General features: G+C 58.9%; 17 protein-coding genes. 8 read left to right on the top strand and 9 right to left on the bottom strand.

The features are described from left to right. Positions 1–83 precede the first annotated feature (83 nt). Positions 84–1,037 (top strand): peptidoglycan-binding protein, encoded by a 954-nt coding sequence (locus RBH10_RS17205; RefSeq protein WP_281036386.1) that lies wholly within the window; start codon positions 84–86, stop codon positions 1,035–1,037. A gap of 90 nt (positions 1,038–1,127) precedes the next feature. On the opposite strand, the gene RBH10_RS17200 is transcribed toward RBH10_RS17205, so the two are convergent. The 3 genes from RBH10_RS17200 to purM form a co-directional block, all read right to left on the bottom strand. Continuing rightward, a complete protein-coding gene (locus tag RBH10_RS17200; RefSeq protein WP_281036387.1) occupies positions 1,128–2,063 on the bottom strand; it encodes an omptin family outer membrane protease in 936 nt (311 codons plus the stop codon). Positions 2,064–2,195: 132 nt separating this feature from the next. Then, complete coding sequence (gene purN, locus RBH10_RS17195) at positions 2,196–2,870, bottom strand: phosphoribosylglycinamide formyltransferase (RefSeq protein WP_281036388.1); 675 nt, start codon at positions 2,868–2,870, stop codon at positions 2,196–2,198. Then, positions 2,867–3,940, bottom strand: a complete 1,074-nt coding sequence (gene purM, locus RBH10_RS17190) for a phosphoribosylformylglycinamidine cyclo-ligase (protein ID WP_281036389.1) — start codon at positions 3,938–3,940, stop codon at positions 2,867–2,869. Before purM ends, purN begins: the two co-directional genes overlap by 4 nt. Before the next feature lie 295 nt (positions 3,941–4,235). Between purM and RBH10_RS17185 the strand changes: the two genes are divergently transcribed. From RBH10_RS17185 to RBH10_RS17165, 5 genes are all read left to right on the top strand, one after another. Further along, positions 4,236–5,375 carry an AI-2E family transporter gene (locus tag RBH10_RS17185; protein ID WP_045015862.1) on the top strand — a complete coding sequence of 380 codons (1,140 nt, stop codon included), beginning with the start codon at positions 4,236–4,238 and terminating at the stop codon, positions 5,373–5,375. Between the two features lie 2 nt (positions 5,376–5,377). Then, positions 5,378–6,106, top strand: coding sequence for a DnaA regulatory inactivator HdaA (hdaA, locus tag RBH10_RS17180; protein ID WP_281036390.1), 729 nt, complete (start codon positions 5,378–5,380; stop codon positions 6,104–6,106). 86 nt (positions 6,107–6,192) lie between these two features. Then, positions 6,193–8,403 carry an RNA degradosome polyphosphate kinase gene (locus RBH10_RS17175; RefSeq protein ID WP_370953812.1) on the top strand — a complete coding sequence of 737 codons (2,211 nt, stop codon included), beginning with the start codon at positions 6,193–6,195 and terminating at the stop codon, positions 8,401–8,403. Beyond that, positions 8,400–9,923 carry an exopolyphosphatase gene (gene ppx, locus RBH10_RS17170; protein ID WP_045015865.1) on the top strand — a complete coding sequence of 508 codons (1,524 nt, stop codon included), beginning with the start codon at positions 8,400–8,402 and terminating at the stop codon, positions 9,921–9,923. The genes RBH10_RS17175 and ppx overlap by 4 nt, the downstream gene beginning before the upstream one ends. A gap of 213 nt (positions 9,924–10,136) precedes the next feature. Continuing rightward, positions 10,137–11,060: a hypothetical protein gene (locus RBH10_RS17165; protein ID WP_281036391.1), complete on the top strand. Its 924-nt coding sequence runs from the start codon at positions 10,137–10,139 to the stop codon at positions 11,058–11,060. A 196-nt stretch (positions 11,061–11,256) separates the two neighbouring features. Here RBH10_RS17165 and RBH10_RS17160 read toward each other — a convergent pair whose 3' ends face one another. The 6 genes from RBH10_RS17160 to RBH10_RS17135 form a co-directional block, all read right to left on the bottom strand. Continuing rightward, positions 11,257–11,604: a hypothetical protein gene (locus tag RBH10_RS17160; RefSeq protein ID WP_281036392.1), complete on the bottom strand. Its 348-nt coding sequence runs from the start codon at positions 11,602–11,604 to the stop codon at positions 11,257–11,259. 158 nt (positions 11,605–11,762) lie between these two features. Beyond that, positions 11,763–13,118, bottom strand: coding sequence for an esterase-like activity of phytase family protein (locus RBH10_RS17155; protein ID WP_281036393.1), 1,356 nt, complete (start codon positions 13,116–13,118; stop codon positions 11,763–11,765). A 149-nt stretch (positions 13,119–13,267) separates the two neighbouring features. Continuing rightward, a complete protein-coding gene (locus RBH10_RS17150) occupies positions 13,268–14,296 on the bottom strand; it encodes an adenylate/guanylate cyclase domain-containing protein (RefSeq protein WP_281036394.1) in 1,029 nt (342 codons plus the stop codon). Between the two features lie 179 nt (positions 14,297–14,475). Continuing rightward, the gene (locus tag RBH10_RS17145; protein ID WP_281036395.1) at positions 14,476–15,090 is read right to left on the bottom strand and encodes a hypothetical protein; all 615 of its coding nucleotides are present in this window, start codon (positions 15,088–15,090) and stop codon (positions 14,476–14,478) included. 144 nt (positions 15,091–15,234) lie between these two features. Further along, a complete protein-coding gene (gene rnd / locus RBH10_RS17140) occupies positions 15,235–16,395 on the bottom strand; it encodes a ribonuclease D (protein ID WP_045015870.1) in 1,161 nt (386 codons plus the stop codon). Positions 16,396–16,477: 82 nt separating this feature from the next. Further along, positions 16,478–17,749, bottom strand: a complete 1,272-nt coding sequence (locus RBH10_RS17135; RefSeq protein WP_281036396.1) for an MFS transporter — start codon at positions 17,747–17,749, stop codon at positions 16,478–16,480. A 180-nt stretch (positions 17,750–17,929) separates the two neighbouring features. On the opposite strand from RBH10_RS17135, the gene aspS reads away from it, so the two are divergent. Beyond that, positions 17,930–19,717, top strand: a complete 1,788-nt coding sequence (aspS, locus tag RBH10_RS17130) for an aspartate--tRNA ligase (protein WP_281036397.1) — start codon at positions 17,930–17,932, stop codon at positions 19,715–19,717. A 257-nt stretch (positions 19,718–19,974) separates the two neighbouring features. Then, a complete protein-coding gene (gene creD / locus RBH10_RS17125; RefSeq protein ID WP_281036398.1) occupies positions 19,975–21,420 on the top strand; it encodes a cell envelope integrity protein CreD in 1,446 nt (481 codons plus the stop codon). Positions 21,421–21,445: the final 25 nt, after the last annotated feature.

Raw genomic sequence — 21,445 nt, 5'->3', positions numbered from 1 at the left:
TTCAATTAAAGATTGCTGTTGATTCTTTTTTCAACCCAAGTAGGTTTGCTGAACATAGGTTCGCAAACGGCTGAGGGCTGACTATGATTTTGGAGAAGGGTTCGCGCGGTAGCGCGGTGCAGGCGATACAGGAAATACTGAATTTCCTGCATTTTGCGGGGCGTAAATCGGCCTCGTCCGACTATGACGGCCTCGAGACGGACGGCATCTTCGGTGCCGATACCGAAGATGCGGTTCTTTCTTTTCAGGCAGATAGCAGTCTCTATGAAGACGGTCGCGTTGGTCCGGTGACGCTCGCCGCACTGGAAAAAGCGTTCGAGACACGGCAGCGGGAATTGTCGTCACCGCTTTCGCTTGGAACGCCTGCGGGCTACGGCCTAGAGAGTTGTGCCACAGACGGCTTCAAGTTCGGTAAAGACGATGGCTATCTGAAGGTCAGGCTGCGTAACGATGTTATGTCCGCTTACCGGCAGGTCAGTGACGAGGTTCATCGTCAGGGCGGATTGATGACGTCCTCTGGTGGCATTCGCGATTTATACGCCACGGTCAACAAGAACCGCAGCGCCACCTCGTTCCACTATTCCGGCCGGGCGCTCGATCTCTTCATCTGGAGCGGCATGCAGGATCCGGCAGCGGATGCATACGTGGTTCAGCGGGTGAGCGAGCGGCGTTACAATGTTTACGCCCGCTGCTGGCAGGAGAGGGCCGAAAAAGGCGCGCTGCCGCCTCAGCAGACGATTACGGATGTCGTGACCAACAAGAGCCGGAGCAAAGGCGTGCCGGTCACGGGCCATTTCCTCGATCTGACAGCGCTTTTTGCCAAGAACGGCTTCAAGCCGATCCGGGCGCGCGCCGCCTTCGAGAAGGGCGGCGATTATCTCGGCGCCGAATGGTGGCATTTCCAATGGGAAGTCGGCCTCGTTCCCGGTGTCTCGACCTTCGGTGCCGAACTGCAGAAGATCTATTCCAAGTCAGCTCTGGTCAATTCGCCGCCCTGGGCCTATCGGGACTACGTCTGGCAACAGGACTGGTTTTAAGGGCTGACAGTTGATGCATGCCCGATAAATAGAAGCCGCGCCTTTTTTGAAGGCGCGGCCATTTTCAAGAACAGCGGGGCGCACGCGGCATCAGAACTTCCCCTTGACGCCAGCCCCCACGAAAATCGACTGCAAGTCGCCGCCGCCGGCATTCTTCTCCGATGAGAGGTTTCCGGCGCCGGCACCGCTGTAGTGGGTGTCTCCACGTCCGAGGCTGGTATATTCGTAAGAGCCGTCGAGATAGATTGAGGTGTTCTCGGTCAGGTCATAGGCAACGCCCGCCTTTACCCCGAACATGCCGGCAACGTCGAATTTGTCGGTGAAGCGCATGTCGCGCAGCCAATGGTCGTCCGTCGCCTTGGCAAAAACCATCGCGCCGCCCTCCAGGCCGGCATTGAGTGACCAGTTGCCGAACCTCTGGCCGCCGGTCAGATTGCCGTAAAAAACCGGGATTTGCTGACGGTAGGTGATGACTTTCTCGTCATCCTTGAATCTTCCACGCAAATCCCTTGGAGAGAAAAGGCTGTAGACGGCGCTGCCGCCATAGGCCGACCATTGCACATCCGTGTAGCGAAAACCCAAGCCGGCGCTGAGATATTGCTGGGGGTCGTCCAGCAGCATGCGATTGAGTTCGAAGCTTCCCGAAAAATAGTGATCAAGCCGCGTATCGTCATGTTGGGAGCGGTGGCTCCAGTTGTTTTTGGACGTGTCCCTGGAAAAAGGCGCCTTCCAATCATAGTCGGTCATGTAACCATCGCCTTCGAAGCCGACCCGCCCTTCCGCCTTCACCCGCCAGCCGGGTGCAAGCTCAAGCCCGAGTGAGCCGCGCAACGCCATGGCATTTTTGGTTTCCCATTCGAGTTCGCTTAATTTGCGATTACCGATATGGACGGTTTCCGTCGCCCTGAGATTGAGAACACCTGCATCCAGCGACGCTGTGATGCCGCTCTGTTCGGCGGCGAGCGGAAGGCTGCTGCTCATCAATAAAATGGCCGAAAGCGGCAGGGAAAACCTCGAAAATAGCATAATCGCTCCTGAATGACCGGAGGGCCCGAAATGCGGGGCCGTTGCGGGCATTAAGGGTGATTATGGTAAATGATTGGTTTATTTTGCGTAAAATACCATTTTAAGTACTGTTGTACTTTAGGAATTTCTTTATCAGTCGGCAGAAATCAAGCTGAAATACTCGGATTTACTTGCAGTATTGGTGGAGACGGTTTTGCCACCTTCCATCCGCACCTTGCCTTCAGCAAGTTGCTTGAGGGCCAGCGGGTAAAGTTGGTGCTCGACAGTCAATAGTCGCGCCGCCAGCGTCTCGGCCGTGTCGTCGGAAAGAACCGGCACCGCGCCCTGCGCGATCGTCGGGCCTTCGTCCATGCCTTCGGTGACGAAATGCACGGTGCAGCCGGAAATCTTCATGCCGCTGTCGATGGCGCGCTGATGGGTGTGCAGGCCAGGGAAAAGCGGCAGCAGGGAAGGGTGGATATTGATGATGCGGCCTTCATAGGGGGCAATGAAATCCCCCGAGATCAGCCGCATGTAACCGGCAAGGCAGATGATGTCAGGCGCGATCTCGCCAAGTGCGGCCAGAATGGCGCCCTCGTGCTCAGCCTTGCTGGCATAGGTCTTGCGCTCGAAAACCAGCGTCGGAATACCGAAATCCCGCGCCTTCTCAAGCCCGCCAGCTGACGCCTTGTCCGAAATCACGCAGACGATTTCAGCCGGAAACTCCGGCGCCTGACAGGCCTTGGCCAGCGACACCATATTGGAGCCGCCGCCGGAGATGAAAACGACGACGCGTTTGCGGCCAGACGAGAAGGCAGCGCTCATCATAGGCCGAGAGTGCCCTTGTAGATCGTGCCGTGCGCGCCCTCTTCGCGGGCGACCATGCGGCCGAGCGGGAATACGGTCTCACCTTCCGCCGTCAGGGCGTCGGTAACCTTGCCGGCATTTTCAGCCGAAACGACGACGATCATGCCGACGCCGCAATTGAAGGTGCGCAGCATTTCTTTGGCTTCGACGCCGCCTGTTTTTGCGAGCCACGAGAAGACGGCCGGAACCTTGATCGCATCGAGATCGATCTCGGCGGCGAGATGCTTCGGCAGAACGCGCGGAATATTCTCGGGGAAGCCGCCGCCGGTAATGTGGGCCAGCGCCTTCAGCGCGCCGGTTTCGCGGATTGCCTTCAAAAGCGGCTTCACATAGATGCGGGTCGGCGTCAGCAGCGCTTCGCCGAGCTTCTTGCCATCGGCAAAGGGGGCAGGAGCGTCCCAGCCAAGACCGGAGAGCGAAACGATCTTGCGCACCAGCGAGAAACCGTTCGAATGAACGCCGGAGGAGGAAAGCCCGAGAATGACGTCGCCTTCGGAAATATCACCGGCGGGCAGAAGCTGGCCACGTTCGGCAGCACCCACGGCAAAGCCAGCGAGATCGTAGTCGCCATCGGAATACATGCCGGGCATTTCAGCGGTCTCGCCACCGATCAGCGCGCAGCCGGATTCGCGGCAACCGGCGGCAATGCCGGAAACGATAGCCGCACCCTGGTCGGGGTCCAACTTGCCGGTTGCGAAATAATCGAGGAAGAACAGCGGTTCTGCGCCCTGCACGACGAGATCGTTGACGCACATGGCAACGAGGTCGATGCCGACGGTGTCATGGTAGTCAGCGTCGATGGCGATCTTCAGCTTGGTGCCGACGCCGTCATTGGCTGCGACCAGAACCGGATCGGTGAAGCCAGCGGCCTTCAGATCGAACAGGCCGCCGAAGCCGCCGATTTCGCCATCCGCGCCGGGACGACGCGTCGAGCGCACCGCCGGTTTGATCTTTTCGACCATCAGATTGCCGGCGTCGATATCCACACCTGCATCACTATAGGTAAGACCGTTCTTGCCCGACTGGCTCATGGCTCTCGTCTCCGCTGGTTCCTTTGGCGTCGCCATTCGCACGGGACGGGGCCTGATGCAAGGGTTTGAGTGGCAAAGGCTCCGGTTTTTAACGGCTTTACGACGGTTTGATGCCTTGTTTGCCCCGTGTCTCTTTGTGGTGATATGCTCGGCAGAGACTCGGAAACTCTTCCCCGTCGCGCTTCCTCGGGCAACCCCTGCTGACCGCTGCCGGGCCACCGGCCTTGACCATGTGCATATGCACATCCTATCTCCATGATGGGCGATGACGGCACGGCGACAAGAGGATGAACGGATGCAACCCCATGTGAGTGGAATGAACCTGCGCCGACAGGTGTTTTTCTGGATCGGCGTGCTCGCCGTCTTTGTCCTTTTCCTGATGGTCTTCAGCTCCATTCTGCTGCCTTTCGTGGCCGGTATGGCGCTTGCCTATTTTCTCGATCCGGTGGCCGACTGGCTGGAACGGCGCGGCCTCAGCCGGTTGATGGCAACCGTCGTCATCCTCGTCTCCTTCGTGCTGATTTTTGCGCTGTCGCTCATCATCATCATTCCGCTGATCGCCGCTCAGGCCTCGGAGTTCATCACGCGCATCCCGCAATATATCTCGTCATTGCAGCAGCTTATCGCCGGTGCGGATACCAACCTCCTGCCGGATTGGGTGAGCAACCAGATCGACGCCGTGAAGGAGAATTTCTCCAAGCTGCTGACCGAAGGTGCAGGCTTCATCGGCACGCTTTTGACGCAGATATGGAATTCCGGCAAATCGCTGGTCGATGTCATGTCGCTGCTGGTCGTTACGCCCGTCGTCGCCTTCTACCTGCTGCTCGACTGGGACCGGATGATCGACAAGGTCGATAGCTGGATACCACGCGATTACGTGCATACCGTTCGGCAGATCGCCCGCGAGATGGACAAGACGATCGCTGGTTTCGTGCGCGGGCAGGGGTCGCTCTGCCTCATTCTGGGCGTGTATTATGCCGTTGGCCTGTCGCTCGTCGGGCTTAATTTCGGACTGCTGATCGGCCTTTTCTCCGGCCTCATCAGCTTCATTCCCTATATCGGCTCCATGGTTGGTCTCATCCTTGCCGTCGGTGTCGCCATCGTGCAGTTCTGGCCGGACTATATCTATGTGTTCCTGACGCTCGCCGTGTTCTTTTCCGGCCAGTTCATCGAAGGCAACATCCTGCAGCCGAAGCTCGTCGGCAAAAGCGTCGGCCTGCATCCGGTGTGGCTGATGTTCGCCCTGTTCGCCTTCGGCGCCCTTTTCGGTTTCGTTGGCCTTATGATCGCCGTGCCGGCGGCGGCAGCCGTTGGCGTGCTTGTCCGCTTTGCATTGTCGCGGTATCTTGAAAGCGATCTTTACCATGGGCACGCCGCCAACCTTCCCTGGGAAGAACAGGAAACCTCCTCCGGCAAGGTTGACTCTCAGGGCTGACGATGACTGACCAAATCAAAACCGACAACGCCCGGTCGAAGGCCGAGCAGCTGCCGCTCGCATTCTCGCACCAGTCCGCTTCCGGCAGGGACGACCTTCTTGTGTCCGCCTCGCTTGAAGCGGCCGTGAGCCTTGTGGATGAATGGCCGAACTGGCCATCGCCCGTGGTGGTTCTGGCCGGGCCGCCGGGTTCGGGAAAATCGCATCTCGCCAATATCTGGAAAAACATCAGCAGCGCGCGGGATATCCACCCGCAGGCAGGTGCCGACGCCGCGCGTCTTGCCGGAACCGGACCGGTTCTGTTCGAGGATGCCGACCGCCGCGGTTTCGACGACACCGAACTCTTCCATGTCATCAACAGCGTGCGCCAGCACGGCACCACGCTTTTGATGACCAGCCGGCAATGGCCGGCCGCATGGCCGGTGACGCTGCCGGATCTGCGCTCGCGCCTGAAAGCCGTGACGGTGGTGGAAACAGGCGAACCGGATGAGGGGCTTCTGGCGCAGGTGCTGGTGAAACTCTTCGCCGACCGGCAGCTTTATATGGATGACAAACTCATAGGCTACATCGTCAACAGAATGGAGCGTTCGCTCGATACGGCGCAGACGATCGTGGACCGGATCGACAGGCTGGCACTGGCGCGTGGAACAAGGATAACCCGTCCGCTGGCGGCGGAAGTCCTCAACACGATGGGCGACGGAACAACGGGTGACGGACTGGAGGTCGATTGACTGTCACAGTTCCGTCGTCAAACTGTTATACGGGCAAGAAGGACGATCACGGGATGCAGCAGGATCACGGGACGGAAGGTCAGGGGATGGAACAGGACATGGACGCTATCGTGCAGGAAGACTTCAACAAGGTTCAGCCGGCGACCGAGGGCGATACCCTCTGGGACAGCCCCGCGCGTTTCGTCAACCGCGAATTCTCCTGGCTCCAGTTCAACCGCCGTGTTCTCGAAGAAACGCTGAACACGGATCACCCGCTGCTGGAGCGGCTGCGTTTTCTATCCATCTCTGCCGCCAATCTCGATGAATTCTTCATGGTCCGCGTCGCCGGCCTTGAGGGCCAGGTGCGCCAGAAGATCACGGTCCGCACGCCTGATGGCAAGACGCCGGCCGAGCAGCTGGAAGACATCCTGAAGGAAATCGACAATCTGCAGATGGAGCAGCAGGCTTCGCTCGCCGTTCTGCAGCAATATCTTGCCAAGGAAGAAATCTTCATCGTCCGGCCTGCCGCACTCTCCGAAGCGGATCGGACCTGGCTGGGCACGGAATTCGAAGAGCGTATCTTCCCGGTGCTGACGCCGCTGTCCATCGACCCTGCGCACCCGTTCCCCTTCATTCCGAACCTCGGCTTCTCGATGGGCCTGCAGCTCGACAGCGTCAACGGCCGCGAGCCGATGACGGCGCTGTTGCGTCTTCCGACCGCGCTCGACCGCTTCGTTCGTTTGCCTGATGAGAAAAACGCCATCCGCTACATCACGCTTGAAGATGTGGTCGGCCTGTTCATTCACCGGCTTTATCCGGGCTATACGGTCCGTGGATTCGGTACTTTCCGCATCATCCGTGACAGCGATATCGAGGTGGAAGAAGAGGCGGAAGATCTGGTCCGTTTCTTCGAAAGCGCGCTGAAGCGCCGCCGCCGCGGTTCGGTGATCCGTATCGAGACCGACAGCGAAATGCCGCAGTCGCTGCGTCAGTTCGTGGTGCACGAGCTTGGCGTTCCGGATAATCGCGTCGCCGTTCTGCCCGGCCTTCTCGCGCTCAACACCATTTCGGAAATTGTCCGTGCGCCGCGCGACGACCTGAAATTCGAGCCTTACAACGCCCGTTTCCCCGAGCGTGTGCGCGAACATGCCGGCGATTGCCTCGCCGCCATCCGCGAAAAGGACATGGTGGTTCACCACCCCTATGAAAGCTTTGACGTGGTTGTGCAGTTCCTGTTGCAGGCTGCGCGCGACCCCGACGTGCTTGCCATCAAACAGACGCTTTACCGCACCTCCAACGACAGCCCGATCGTTCGCGCGCTGATCGATGCTGCGGAAGCCGGCAAATCCGTGACCGCGCTGGTGGAACTGAAGGCGCGCTTCGACGAAGAGGCGAACATCCGCTGGGCGCGCGACCTCGAACGCGCCGGCGTGCAGGTGGTGTTCGGCTTCATCGAACTCAAGACCCATGCCAAGATGTCGATGGTGGTGCGCCGTGAAGACGGCAAGCTCAGAACCTATTGCCACCTCGGCACCGGCAACTATCACCCGATCACGGCCAAGATTTACACCGACCTGTCCTTCTTCACCTGCAACCCGAAGATCGCTCACGACATGGCGAATATCTTCAATTTCATCACGGGTTACGGCGAACCGGAAGAGGGCATGAAGCTCGCCATTTCGCCCTATACGCTGCGTGCGCGCATCGTGAAGCACATCAATGAAGAGATCGAGCACGCCAAGCGCGGTGCGCCGGCGGCGATCTGGATGAAGATGAACTCGCTGGTCGATCCTGAAATCATCGATACGCTTTACCGCGCCAGTGCTGCGGGCGTTGAGATCGATCTCGTCGTGCGCGGCATTTGCTGCCTGCGCCCGCAGGTGGCGGGTCTGTCGGACAATATCCGCGTCAAATCGATCGTCGGCCGCTTCCTCGAGCACAGCCGAATCTTCTGCTTTGGCAATGGTTTCGGCCTGCCGTCCGACAAGGCGCTGGTCTATATCGGTTCGGCCGACATGATGCCGCGTAACCTCGATCGCCGTGTCGAAACGCTGGTACCGCTCACCAATCCAACCGTGCACGAGCAGGTTCTTTCACAGATTATGCTGGGCAATCTCATTGACAACCAGCAGAGCTACGAGATACTTGCGGACGGAACGTCGAGGCGCATTGAGGTGCGTAAAGGCGAAGAACCGTTCAACGCGCAGCACTATTTCATGACCAATCCCAGCCTTTCCGGACGTGGTGAAGCCCTGAAATCCAGTGCGCCCAAATTGATTGCCGGGTTGATTTCGTCCCGCAAGAAACAGGCTGAATGACTCGATCAGAAGCACAGGGGCGGCTGACCGGCCTTGCCCCCGTTTCCGTCATAGATATTGGTTCGAACTCCGTTCGTCTCGTCGTATATGAAGGTCTTTCCCGCGCGCCCGCCGTGCTGTTCAACGAAAAGGTCCTTTGCGGTCTTGGCAAGGGACTGGCCCTCACGGGCCGCATGCATGAGGAAGGCGTTAGCCGGGCTTTGATGGCCCTGCGTCGCTTCCATGCGCTTTCCGAGCAGGCACAGGCGCAAAAACTCTACGTGCTGGCGACAGCGGCAGCGCGTGAAGCGGAAAACGGCCCGGATTTCATCCGTGAAGCGGAAGCCATTCTCGGCTGCGAGGTCGAAGTGCTTTCCGGGGAAAAGGAAGCGCTCTATTCCGCCTATGGCGTGATCAGCGGTTTCCACGATCCTGATGGTATTGCCGGCGACCTGGGCGGCGGTTCGCTCGAACTCATCGACATCAAGGGCAAGAGCTGCGGCGAGGGCATCACCCTGCCGCTTGGCGGCCTTCGCCTGTCGGAGCAATCGGACGGCTCATTGGAAAAGGCGACCACCATTGCCCGCAAGCACGTCAAATCCTTCGCAAAGCTGCTGGCAGCGGGCGAAGGGCGCACCTTTTATGCCGTGGGCGGCACCTGGCGAAACATCGCCAAGCTGCACATGGAAATCACCGGTTATCCGCTGCACATGATGCAGGGTTATGAATTGCCGCTGGCGGAAATGCTGAATTTTCTGGAAGAAGTCATCGTCTCCAGGGACAGCAAGGATCCGGCCTGGCAGGCGGTCTCCAAGAACCGCCGTTCGCTTCTGCCATTTGGCGCCATCGCCATGCGCGAAGTTCTGAAGGCGATGAAGCCGTCAACGATCGCCTTTTCGGCGCAGGGCGTGCGCGAAGGCTATCTTTATTCGCTGCTGACGGAAGCGGAACGAGATACCGACCCGCTGCTGGTCACGGCCGACGAACTTGCCATTCTGCGCGCCCGTTCGCCCGAACATGCGCGCGAACTGGCGGACTGGAGCGGCCGCACCTTCCCGGTCTTCGGCATCGAGGAGACGGAAGAGGAAAGCCGTTACCGGCAGGCCGCCTGCCTTCTTGCCGATATCAGCTGGCGGGCGCATCCGGATTATCGCGGCCTGCAGGCGCTCAACATCATCGCCCATTCGTCCTTCGTGGCGATCACCCATCCGGGCCGCGCCTATATCGCGCTTGCCAATTATTACCGCTTCGAAGGGCTGAACGACAACGGCACCACGCAGCCGCTTGCCGCCATGGCGGGAGACCGCCTGCTGGAACTCGGCAAGTTGCTTGGCGGCCTGCTGCGTGTGGTTTACCTCTTCTCGGCCTCGATGCCGGGTGTCGTCGATCACCTGAAATTCCGCAAATCCACCAATCCGGATCTGGATCTGGAATTCGTGGTGCCGCACGCCTATTGCGACTTCGCCGGCGAGCGTCTGGACGGACGCTTGCAGCAACTGGCGAAGCTGACGGGCAAGCGGTTGGCGTTTGTGTTCGAATAAGACGGCCAAAATGGCCAGCCCGCAGCGTGGGTCGAGATAATCCCTCGACCCCTATTTCCGGAGTTTCGGCTGCGCGCGGCAGGTGTCTCATGTCATTTGTAGTTAGATCATCGGCAACGTAACCGAAGGTTGATTTTTGTATTGCAACCAATGGAAGAAAGTTTAAGGTTAAACACAATACTTCACTGATTATCTCTTTTTTGGAGGCTTCTCATGAAAATATTGTGTGCTGTTGCGGTGTTTGCTGCCTCTATTTTAGCGTCTGGTCACGCTGATGCTCAATCAACATGTGAAGGTAAAAGGACCCGTGAAGTATCGGGTTTGAGTTCGGGGAGAATAACCAGCGACGGTACTGTCCTTGGTTATTCGAAGATCAATATTAATATTGACGGATATGGTAAAGCTTACCACCCGAAAAATGCCGCTGCGGGTGCGCTTATTCACCTTTGCAATGCAGGACAGGTATATTTACCGGACGGCACGAAATACCACGGCTCTGTCAACAACGCGACGTGTACCGGCAAGTTCATGAGCGATGTCGCGCGGATTGGCAAAGCGCACTGGAAAGACAAATCCGTCGGCGTGGTACGTTGGTACGGCATACTCGGTAAAGACACCGTATCTTTGAATGGTAGCACCGTTCGCGGGGTTGTTCCGGTAGAGCAAGCGGACGGAAGCGGTTTTTTTGTCTCGCCGACAAAGTTTGCCGATCAAAGCATCAAGGATGAGGCCGTTCAGCGTCGTTACGTCAATCCTTTGAGAATTCCCGCTGCGGTCATTCCTGAAAGCGCTATTCTTTCTTCTAACGGCGTTGTCATGGGCTCCTTCGGCGTTGCCATCCGCAAGGATACAAAAATTGCGGTGCCATTTGTCGTGGGTGATGCCGGTCCGAGAATTGGAGAGGGAACGCCCGCCCTCGCGAGATCGCTTGCCGGTTTGCCAATCACCGATAATGTGACGCGCAACAATAGGTTTGCCGGGCAGGTCGATACAGCGGATGTCTTATGGGTGTTTTTTGGGAAAAAAGTACCCGCGGTCAAGTACGATGCAAACAACGAGAATGCATTGATTAGTGCTTCTCAGAAGGCATTCGCTGCATGGGGTGGCAAGCAGCGTCTGGATGATTGCCTGAAGTAGAATTCCCTTCCAGCGAATTTGCCAAGAGAGGCAGGTCTCCGCAGAAATTGGCGGGGCCTGCCGACACTCAACCAGAGTGCGTCCGGTTAAACGGAATCGCCGGAGGCGTTCTATATCTTTGTTTTTATGCATTTTCCGGGCGTAAAATTGCCACACACTTCTACCGGAAATGCTCCAACCTTCATGTTCTGAAAGATCAGCAGTGCCCCAGCGCCTTTCTGATACAGGCACTGAGATAGGCATATTGCAGGGGCGTGGCTCTTGCCATTGCTTCCGTGCGGGTGGCGGGCTGGTCCTGATAACCGACCGGAATATCAAACTGGGCGAAGGTGAAGTCCCAGCGAGTGCCGTTGACGATGTTGTAGAAATGGTCCGCGCCGCTGACGGCGGTTTTGGCGAGGTCGCCGCCGAAAATGTCCTGCACCACAAGCGCAGTGACGCTGCCTTGCCCCTTGGCGGGGTTTTCTCTCGACCACAGGCTGCTGGTCTCGAGCGACCAGCTTTTCCTCAGGGCGTAATACAGTCGCTCGGCATTGTCCTGCATGAAGGGGCTTCCCTGTTTCGGAACCGGGTTCCGGGTCAGGCTTGGTCGGTAGAGGAACGGAGCGTCATGCATCCTCGGGAGGCTGCAGGGACGCTCCGCCGTGTTGAGTTTGCGCCGGTGCGCGGGTGGTGCCGGAACGAATTCCGGCACCTTTTTCCTTACTTCGCGTCGAGCAGTTCCTTGACTTCCAGCAGAACGAACTCGTTGTCATCAGCCTTGTCCAGCGCGCGGCCGGCCGAGAAAGGCAGGTTGTTGTCGTTGCCGACGATGATATGCGTGGCGTCGACGCGATCGACATTCTCGATGGTCACGAAGGGCATGTCGTAGAAACCGTTGCCGCCGCCCTGACGCTTCTTGTTATCAGGATCGGAGATTTTCAACAGATCGATATAGCCGATCTTGCGCGCGGCCTTGCCGGCATTGGCGTCGTTGAATTCGATCTTGTAGATGCGCTTGACCTTGGAAGGCACGGCAAAGCAATTCACTTCCGGCTTCTTCGGGTCGGCGCAGGCCTTGTCGGCGGTGCCGGCGCCATTGTCACGCTCGATGACCAGCGCGGTGCTCTCGTCCAGCATGTTGAAATCGCCGATGGCTTCGCCACCCTGCGCCAGCGGGTAGAGCCAGGTGCGGCCGGTCCATGCCTTCTTGGCGGTATCGAGTTCGATGATGCGAAGTGCGGTCGAGCCGTCTTCAGTCTTTTCGACCTGACCTTCGGCGGTGTAGAGCGGGCCTTCCAGAAGGCCGTAGAGCTTCGAGCCGTCCTTGGAGAGCGCCATGCCCTCATAACCGCCGGAACGCTTCAGGTTGAAAGCGGGCAGCTTCTGCGTCGGGTTGCCGGGCAGCGTCAGGGTCGGATGATCCGGCGACTTCACCTCGATATCGCCGGCCTTGGTGGCGATGACGTCGGTCAGTTTACCGTCGCGGGTGAATTTCAGGATGTAAGGCCCGAATTCTTCGCCCACCCAGAAGCCGTCGGCAACGGGCTGAATGGATTCTACGTCGAAATCGGCGCCCGTCAGGTAACGCTTGTCATTGCCTTCCATGACGATGGGGAAGGGTGCCTTTTTGTCAGGATCGGAAAGGAACAAGGTTTCAAGCGCGTTTACCTTGCCTGCGTCCCAGTCGAATTTCAGATGATGAAGCATCAGCATGGCGTCGCTGGAGTTGGCCTTGGAACCGAAACCATTGTCGGAAAGGCTCCAGAAGCTGCCGTCCGCCATTGCCTTGATGCCGGAAAAGCCCTGCATCGGCTGGCCGTTGAACGGCATGGAAAGGCCGGTCGGGCGAACGCCGTCCTTGCCGGGAACGGTGCCGAGACCTTCGGCGCGCTTGCGGTCCGGCGTCGTGAACTTGGCGGATGTCTTGAGGTACTCCGGTGCGTCCGCAGGTGCTGCGATGATGGTGTTTGCGGGCAGAATGGCGTGGGAAACCAGCTTTGCCGGAAACTCCTGCTCTGCATGGGATGCGGTGGCCAGCGCTAGAACGGCGCAGGAGGCGAAAAGAATATGCTTCATGGTGGAGACCCCTCAATACCTGTTGAAGACAGGACTGAGGCGATAGGGGTGCCACATGACAGGCAGGTGATTGCAGTTTGAAGCTTTGATGAATTTTGATGACGGCGGCCTCGGAAAACGAAGCTACCCGTTTGTTTTCAGGGGTTTTTTCAGGCGGCGGGAGCCTGATATTGGCTGAGCGTACACACGCCCAGCGTCTGGCCGCGTCCCTTGACCGCATGTTCGCCGAGATATTCGCTGCGCACACCCTTGGGAAGCACCAGCTGATGGGCGAGATCGGCGGAAATCAGTACCGGATGGCCGAGCATCTTGCTGAGTGATTCGAGCCGCGAGGTCGTGTTCACCGTATCGCCGAAATAGGTGATCTTGTGGTGATCGACGCCGATTTCGGCTGTTATGACCGGCCCGCCATGAATGGCAAAGCGCAGGCGCGGCACTTCGCCAAAGCGGGCAAGCCACATGTCGCGCTTGTCCTCGATGGTCGCCTGAATATCGAATACACAGCGCACGCAGGCCGCCCGCCTTATCGCCATGTGATAGGGCCAGGTGATGATGGCGGCATCGCCGATATAGTCGTCGATGACGCCGCCATGTCTTCTGACCGGGGCTGCGTAGCTTGCGAAGATTTCGCCCAGAAACTCCTGGGCTTTCAGGTCGCCGTGGGTTTCGGCAAAGGAAGTGGAGCCGACGAGGTCGATGAAGATGAAGACGCGGTCTTCGCTGACCGGACGGCGATAGCGTCCAAGTATGAGATCGATGAAGATGTCCCGGCCAAGCAGCTCACGCACGCGCATGATGAAAACGATGATGCCGCAGACGATGAGGGTAAAGATCAGCGTCTGCACCTCGGCGTGCACGGCCTTCTTCCATGTGCCGGGGAATATGCCGCTCACCCAGAGAATGGTGCCGCCAAGCCCGAAGCCGCAGAAAACGAGGATGGCGTAGATGATGAGGCCGACGGCAATATAGGCCGGTGTCGGTAGTGCGCTGACCTGCCGCGACAGGCCGGGCAGCACGTAACCGCGCTCAAAGGCGAGGATCGGCGCGCAGGCGAACAGCGCATAGGTGGCGCCGATGAATGCGCCGCCGCCATATTCCAGAAATGCGTAGGCCACGCCGCTGCCGGCCACGGCAACGAAGAGCACCACGTAATCCAGAATGGGCAGCAATTTTCTCATATCGGTTCTTGATCTCGGGAAAGGAAGGTCCTCCCATCGGGCGAAGCTTCTGTCGTTGTCATATGCGACATTAGTGTGGAAAATGCGCTGCAAAAAGTGACCATTCGGTAAGGTCACATGAAGGATTGGAAAGGCTGTTGCCCCGTTGCCGCAGAACGGGCGGGGATCCTGCGCTACGCCTAATAGGATGTTCTGTAATAGACCGTTTCAAGCGGGGATTGCGGTCGGTCGTCCGGCGAGCGGTTTGACCATGTGACGGGGAAGGCGGCAAAACGCAGCCGGTTGCCGTCGATCCATGCCCGGTCGAACAGGGTGTCTCCCTTGCCAGCGAAGGTAATGGCCGCGCAGGTTTTGCCATCGACATCGAAGGGAATATTCTCCTTCCAGCCGCTCAACCCGCAGCCGCTGCCTTTCGGGTCGCGATTATAGTGGTCGACGACCTCGCCATTATTCGGTGTCATGGTGATCGAGGTGACGGTGTGGGCAAAGAGCAGGCTGTCGTGGTCTTTCAGGCCACCATCCAGTGCGCCTTCGTAACGCACCTGTACCGTCGGCTGCTGGCAGCTGCTGCGGGCGTAGACCTGCGAGACGGCGTGCATGCGACCACCGCGTATGGTGATGCGCGTAACGATGCCGTGGCGGTCATTCTTGCCGATCTTCAGGCAGTCGGTCGTCCATTCGCCCTGAAGGTCGACCCCGCCGTCATCGGCGTGGGCGGGAGCGAGGGAAAAGGTGGGGAGAATGCCTGCGGCCGCCACAAGGGCGACCAGCAGCAGGGTGCGGGCAGGTTTCATGGAAAGACCCTCAAAGCGAGACCATCAACAAAGAGATGGAACGCGATGCGGGCAAAATTGGGGTTAAGCATTTCCAGTAAAAGCGGAATCGCTGTTACATCAGGACAATGCTTGAAAATAATGCGCTGGGGACGGGACGAGCGGTTACGCTTCGCTCGCCGCCAGCTCCACTGCCTCGACCTTCTTGCCGGCGAAACGCAATGCCACTTCGCCATTGATGAGTTTCAGCGCCACATCGCCGAACAGTTCACGCCGCCAGCCGGTCAGGGCTGCCACGGTGGCTTCCTCGCCTTCGGCCGCGATCTTGTCCAGATCTTCGCTGTTGGCGATGACCTTGGCGGCGACGCCATGCTTGTCCGCCGTCAGCTTGAGGAGAACTTTCAACAGCTCCACGGCAGCGCCCGAGCCTTCCGGCGCATGGCTGTGACGTGGCGCCTTCGGCATTTCCTCTTTCGGAAGCGCCAGCGCCGCATTCACGGTCTCGATGATGGCGGTGCCGGAGGATGAGCGTTCCCAGCCCTTGGGGATGGTGCGAAGCCGCGACAGTGCCTCGGTATCCTTCGGTTGCTGCTGGGCGATCTCGAAGATCGCGTCGTCCTTCAGGACGCGTGAACGCGGCACGTTGCGCGAACGTGCCTCACGCTCGCGCCAGGCGGCCACGAATTTCAGGATGGCAAGTTCCGTCGGCTTGCGCAAGCGCGATTTCAACCGCAGCCACGCATCGTCGGGATGCATGTCATAGGTGTCGCGCGATTCCAGAATGTCCATCTCTTCGGTCAGCCACAGCGAGCGGCCTTCGCGCTCCAGCTGCGCCTTCAGCGCCAGATAGACATCACGCAGATGGGTTACGTCCGCCAGCGCGTAATCCAGCTGCTTTTCGGTGAGCGGACGGCGGCTCCAGTCGGTGAAACGCGAGGATTTGTCGATCTGCACATTCTTGATCTTCTGAACCAGCTGGTCGTAGGAGATCGAATCGCCGAAACCGCACACCATGGCGGCGACCTGCGTATCGAAGATCGGATGGGGGATAAGCCCGCCGAGATGGTAGATGATTTCGATGTCCTGCCGTGCGGCGTGGAAAACCTTCACGACATTGGGATTGGCCATCAGTTCGAACAGCGGCGCAAGGTCGAGGCCCTTGGCGAGCGGATCGACCAGCACTTCAAGCGTCGGGCTTGCCATCTGCACGAGGCAGAGTTCCGGCCAGAAGGTCGTTTCGCGCAGAAACTCGGTGTCGATGGTAATGAATTCCGATTTCGCCAGTTCCGTGCAGGCTTCGGCGAGGGCGGCAGTCGTTTCAATCATTGCAAATGGCCACTCGTGAAAATTATCCGTCTTACTTTCCCTTTGCCGCCCTCATGTCAATACAAAGCCCGCTTTTGAAGGCTCAAGGATCGTTTTTCTCAGGCGGTTTTGGTGTCGGTCCGTCCTTTTTGGGCGGTGAGGGGGCGGCCAGCTTCTGAAAATAGGCGGAGGTGCGCAAAAGCGAGCTGAACCGCCAGTTCCTCTCCTCGACAGGCACGCCCTCGCGCACCCGCAGCCGGTAGATGGTGTAGGCGATGAAAACGATCTGGATCGCGGCGGTATAGCTGAACAGCGCTTTCGGGCCGAACTGGTCGATCAGGACCGAGGCGAGCAGCGGCCCAACGGTTGCACCCACCGACCAGAAGAACAGCAGCCCGGCAGACACCATCGCATGTTCGCCCTCCTTGGCATGGTCGTTGCCATGGGCGGAACTCAACGAATAAAGTGGCAGGGCAAAGGCGCCGAAGATGAAGACGCCGATGATGTTGCTCCATTCGTCCGTGCCGGCGAAGAAGGCAAGGAACAGGCCGACGATGACGGAGCCGGCGGTGGTGGCGAGAATGATGATGCGCCGGTCGTAGCGGTCGGAATAGACGCCGAGCGGATATTGCAGCACCACGCCGCCGATGATGCCGGCACTCATGAAGGTGGCGATGGCGGTAACCGAAAGGCCGATCTGTTCGGCATAGATCGGGCCGATATTGCGGAACGCCGCCATGCTGAGGCCGACGGCGACGCAGCCGACGACCGCAAGTGGCGAGATGCGCCAGACCGCGAAAAGATTGAATGGGATCTGTTTCGGTGGCGCGGGGTTGGATTTGTCGGCAAGCGAGATCGGCACCAGCGACAGCGTGAGCGCCATCGCGATCAGCGAAAACACCACCGGCCCGTCGATGCCTGCGATGGGTATCATATATTGGGCAAGCGTCACGGAGCCGAGGTCGACAAAACGATAGATGGACAGCGTGCGCGCCCGGTTGGAATTCGTCACCTGCGCGTTGATCCAGCTTTCGATCGCAGCGAAAAGACAGGCAACCGCGATGCCGATGACGAAACGCATCAGCATCCAGAACAGCGGATGGATGACAAGCGGCATGGCGATCGATGCGGCGGACGCGACCGCCGCCATGGTCGCGAAGGTGCGGATATGGCCGATCTTGCGCAGAAGCCGCGTTACAAAAATGCAGCCGAGCGCAAAGCCGATGCTGTAGGCGGCACTGATGAGGCCGATGGTGCTGGCCGAAAACCCTTCGGACAGGCCACGTAGCGCAATATAGGTTCCCTGCAGGCCATTGCCGCCGATCAGAATGCCGGCGGTGACGAGAAGCGGGATAAGAGGTCTGATCTGGCTCATTGCGGGCCGACTCGGTTTGGCGGGCTGGATAAGCACTATCTAAAGCGAAGCCGGGGGAAAGGACAGGCGGAAGGCGACATTGTTGTGCTTTGCCTTGACAAATCAGGCTGGTCATGCGTTTTTCCGGCCAAATTCGACAGTGCGGCCCATCTGGCCCACGATACGCTCCAGGATATAAAAATGCATCGTTACCGCAGCCACACCTGTGCCGCTCTCCGCAAGTCCGACGTCGGCGAAACCGTTCGCCTTTCCGGTTGGGTTCACCGCGTGCGAGATCATGGCGGCGTTCTCTTCATCGACCTCCGCGACCATTACGGCATCACGCAGGTTGTGGCCGATCCGGACAGCCCGGCATTCAAGATTGCCGAGACGGTGCGCGGCGAGTGGGTCATCCGCATCGACGGTCTCGTCAAGGCGCGCTCGGAAGACACCATCAACAAGGGCATGGCAACCGGCGAGATCGAGCTTTACGCTCAGGAGATCGAGGTTCTGGGCGTTGCCAAGGAGCTGCCGCTGCCAATCTTCGGCGAGCCTGAATATCCGGAAGACGTTCGCCTGAAGTATCGCTTCCTCGACCTGCGCCGCGAAACCCTGCACAAGAACATCGTCAGGCGCACGCAGATCATCTCCGCCATGCGCAAGGGCATGGGTGATCTGGGCTTTGGCGAATATACGACGCCGATCCTCACCGCATCCTCGCCGGAAGGCGCACGCGACTTCCTCGTTCCCTCGCGCATCCATGAAGGCCAGTTCTTCGCGTTGCCGCAGGCGCCGCAGCAGTACAAGCAGCTTCTGATGGTGGCCGGTTTCGACCGCTACTTCCAGATCGCGCCGTGCTTCCGCGATGAAGACCCGCGTGCCGACCGTCTGCCGGGTGAGTTCTACCAGCTCGACGTCGAAATGAGCTTCGTGACCCAGGAAGATGTCTGGACCACGATGGAGCCGATGATGACGTCCGTGTTCGAACAGTTTGCCGAAGGCAAGCCGGTGACGAAACAGTGGCCGCGCATTCCCTATGACGAATCGATCCGCAAATACGGCTCCGACAAGCCGGACCTGCGCAACCCGATTGTCATGGAGGCCGTGACCGAGCATTTTGACGGTTCGGGCTTCAAGGTCTTCGCCAACATGATCGCCTCCAACCCCAAGGTTCAGGTCTGGGCGATCCCGGCGAAAACCGGTGGCTCGCGCGCTTTCTGCGACCGCATGAACGTCTGGGCGCAGAGCCAGGGCCAGCCGGGGCTCGGCTACATCTTCTGGAAGGAAGAAGACGGCAAGGTCGGCGGCTCCGGTCCGCTTGCCAAGAACATCGGCGAGGAGCGCACCGAAGCGCTGCGCACGCAGCTTGGCCTGGAAGTGGGCGATGCTTGCTTCTTCGTTGCCGGTGATCCCGCCAAGTTCTACAAGTTCGCCGGCGAGGCGCGCACCCGCGCCGCCGACGAATTGAACCTGATCGATCGCGACCGTTTCGAAATGTGCTGGATCGTCGATTTCCCCTTCTTCGAATACAACGAAGAAGAAAAGAAGATCGACTTCGCCCACAACCCCTTCTCCATGCCGCAGGGTGGCATGAAAGCGCTGGAGGGCCAGGATCCGCTCTCCATCAAGGCATTCCAGTATGACGCGGTCTGCAACGGCTTCGAAATCGCCTCCGGCTCGATCCGTAACCAGTCGCCCGAGCTGATGGTCAAGGCCTTCGAAAAGGTCGGTCTGTCGCAGAGCGACGTGGAAGAACGCTTCGGCGGTCTCTACCGTGCCTTCCAGTACGGCGCGCCTCCGCATGGCGGTTGCGCTTTCGGCATCGACCGTGTGGTCATGCTGCTGGTCGGCGCCAAGAACCTGCGCGAAATCACGCTGTTCCCGATGAACCAGCAGGCGCAGGATCTTTTGATGAACGCACCGTCGCCGGCAACGCCGACCCAGCTTCGCGAACTTGCGCTCCGCGTTGTGCCGTCCAAGAAGGACTGATCTCGACCCATACGGGTTTTAAACAAAGGGCTGGCGGCAACGCCGGCCCTTTTTTGTTTTTGCAACGACCGCGGCAAAGTCACAATTTTACCGCGAGTTAAACTGAATTCCGCACACAATCAGCCGAAATCCGATCCCAGTATAGTTCTCGCGTCCACTTCGGCGCGCAAGATCATTTCGGGGTTTTAAACTTGAAACAGCGCTTGGCCGAACATTGCTTCCGGTTTTGGCGCTATCATATTTAGAGGGATTTCAGAATGGAAAATGAAGCGGAAAAAGACCTTGCCCAGTGGGGCGGGCAGGTTCCTCCAACCCAGCCGCGCGGCAATTTCGCCGTCAGCCTGCGTTCGCCGGGCGCGAAGTTCCTGATGATCGGTTTCATATCGATGGTTCTGCTGGTGCCGCTCCTGCTTGTCTGGGGACTGACGGAGGAGCGTGCCACGCGGGCGGAAAGCGTGTCGGCGCGCATTGCAACTGGCTGGGGCGGCGATCAGGTGGTCAACGGACCTTATCTTGCCGTGCCCTTCGACGTGGACCGCCGCCGCGAGGTGAATGGCCAGAGCCTGGTCGACCGCACCACCGAATGGGCGCTGGTCATGCCGGAAACATTACAGGTGAGCGCCGATCTCAAGACCGAGGAGAAGCAGCTGTCGATCTACAGCCTGCCGGTCTATAGCGGTAACCTTGTCCTGAACGGCCGTTTCGGCCCCGAAATCCTTCGGGATCTCGCCCGTTTCTCCGGTACGCCGCGGCTGGACAACGCCATTCTCGTTCTCAGCATTCAGGATATGACCGGCATAAGATCGAGCGCCGGTGTGAGGATCGACGGCGGTGCCGTTTTGCCGTTCGATCCCGGTATGCGCGATATTTCGGTGATCGCCACGCGTGCCGGCCAGGAGACTGCGATCAGATCCGATGCCGGGGTGCACAGGTCGATTGATAGAAACCTTGTCGAAACCGGTTTCGCCTTCGATATTGCATTTTCCCTGAACGGTTCCAGCAGTTTCGCCGTGGCACCCGCCGGCCAGACGACGAGTTTCGCGGCAAAAGCCGATTGGCCGCATCCCGGCTTCGAAGGTTTGTTCCTGCCGGAGGAAAAGACCGTCACCGCCACGGATTTCAAGGCCAACTGGACGATCCCCTATCTTGCGAGGGGAATAGACCGGGTAGTGGAGGGCGCGCGCCTGCCGCTGTCCAATAGTCTGATGACGATCAACCTCGTCGAACCCGTGAAGTTCTACCAGGTCATCTCCCGAACGCTGAAATATTCGATAGGGTTCATCTCGCTAGTTTTTCTTGCCGTCTTCATCGTTGAAATCAAGGGCGGCAGTATCGTGCATTGGATACAGTACGTGCTGACGGGGTTGGCCTTGATTGTTTTCTACGTATTGCTGCTGGCGCTTTCGGAGCACACGGGGTTCACCATCGCCTATACCACGGCTTCGGTGTCGACGGCGTCGCTGATCGCTTTTTATCTCGGAAGCGCAACCAATAGTCGTAGAAACGGTGTAGCACTGTTTACGGTTTTGGCGGTCGCCTATGGCGTTATGTATCTGGTTCTTAATGAAGATGAATATGCGCTGCTGGCCGGCGCGGTGATTTCCTTCATCACCATTGCCGCAACCATGTTTGCCACCCGGCGGGTCGACTGGTCCGGTGCCGGGGCCTCCGGAACGCCGCGGGCCGCAAGCGATGCGGCATAAATTCCGCCCCGGCTCGTTCGTGTGA

The organism is Rhizobium sp. AN73, assembly GCF_030757975.1.
Taxonomy (GTDB): Bacteria; Pseudomonadota; Alphaproteobacteria; order Rhizobiales; family Rhizobiaceae; genus Agrobacterium; species Agrobacterium arsenijevicii.
The sequence above is the reverse complement of the archived record's forward strand: the minus strand, read 5'-3'. Positions and strand labels throughout refer to the sequence as shown.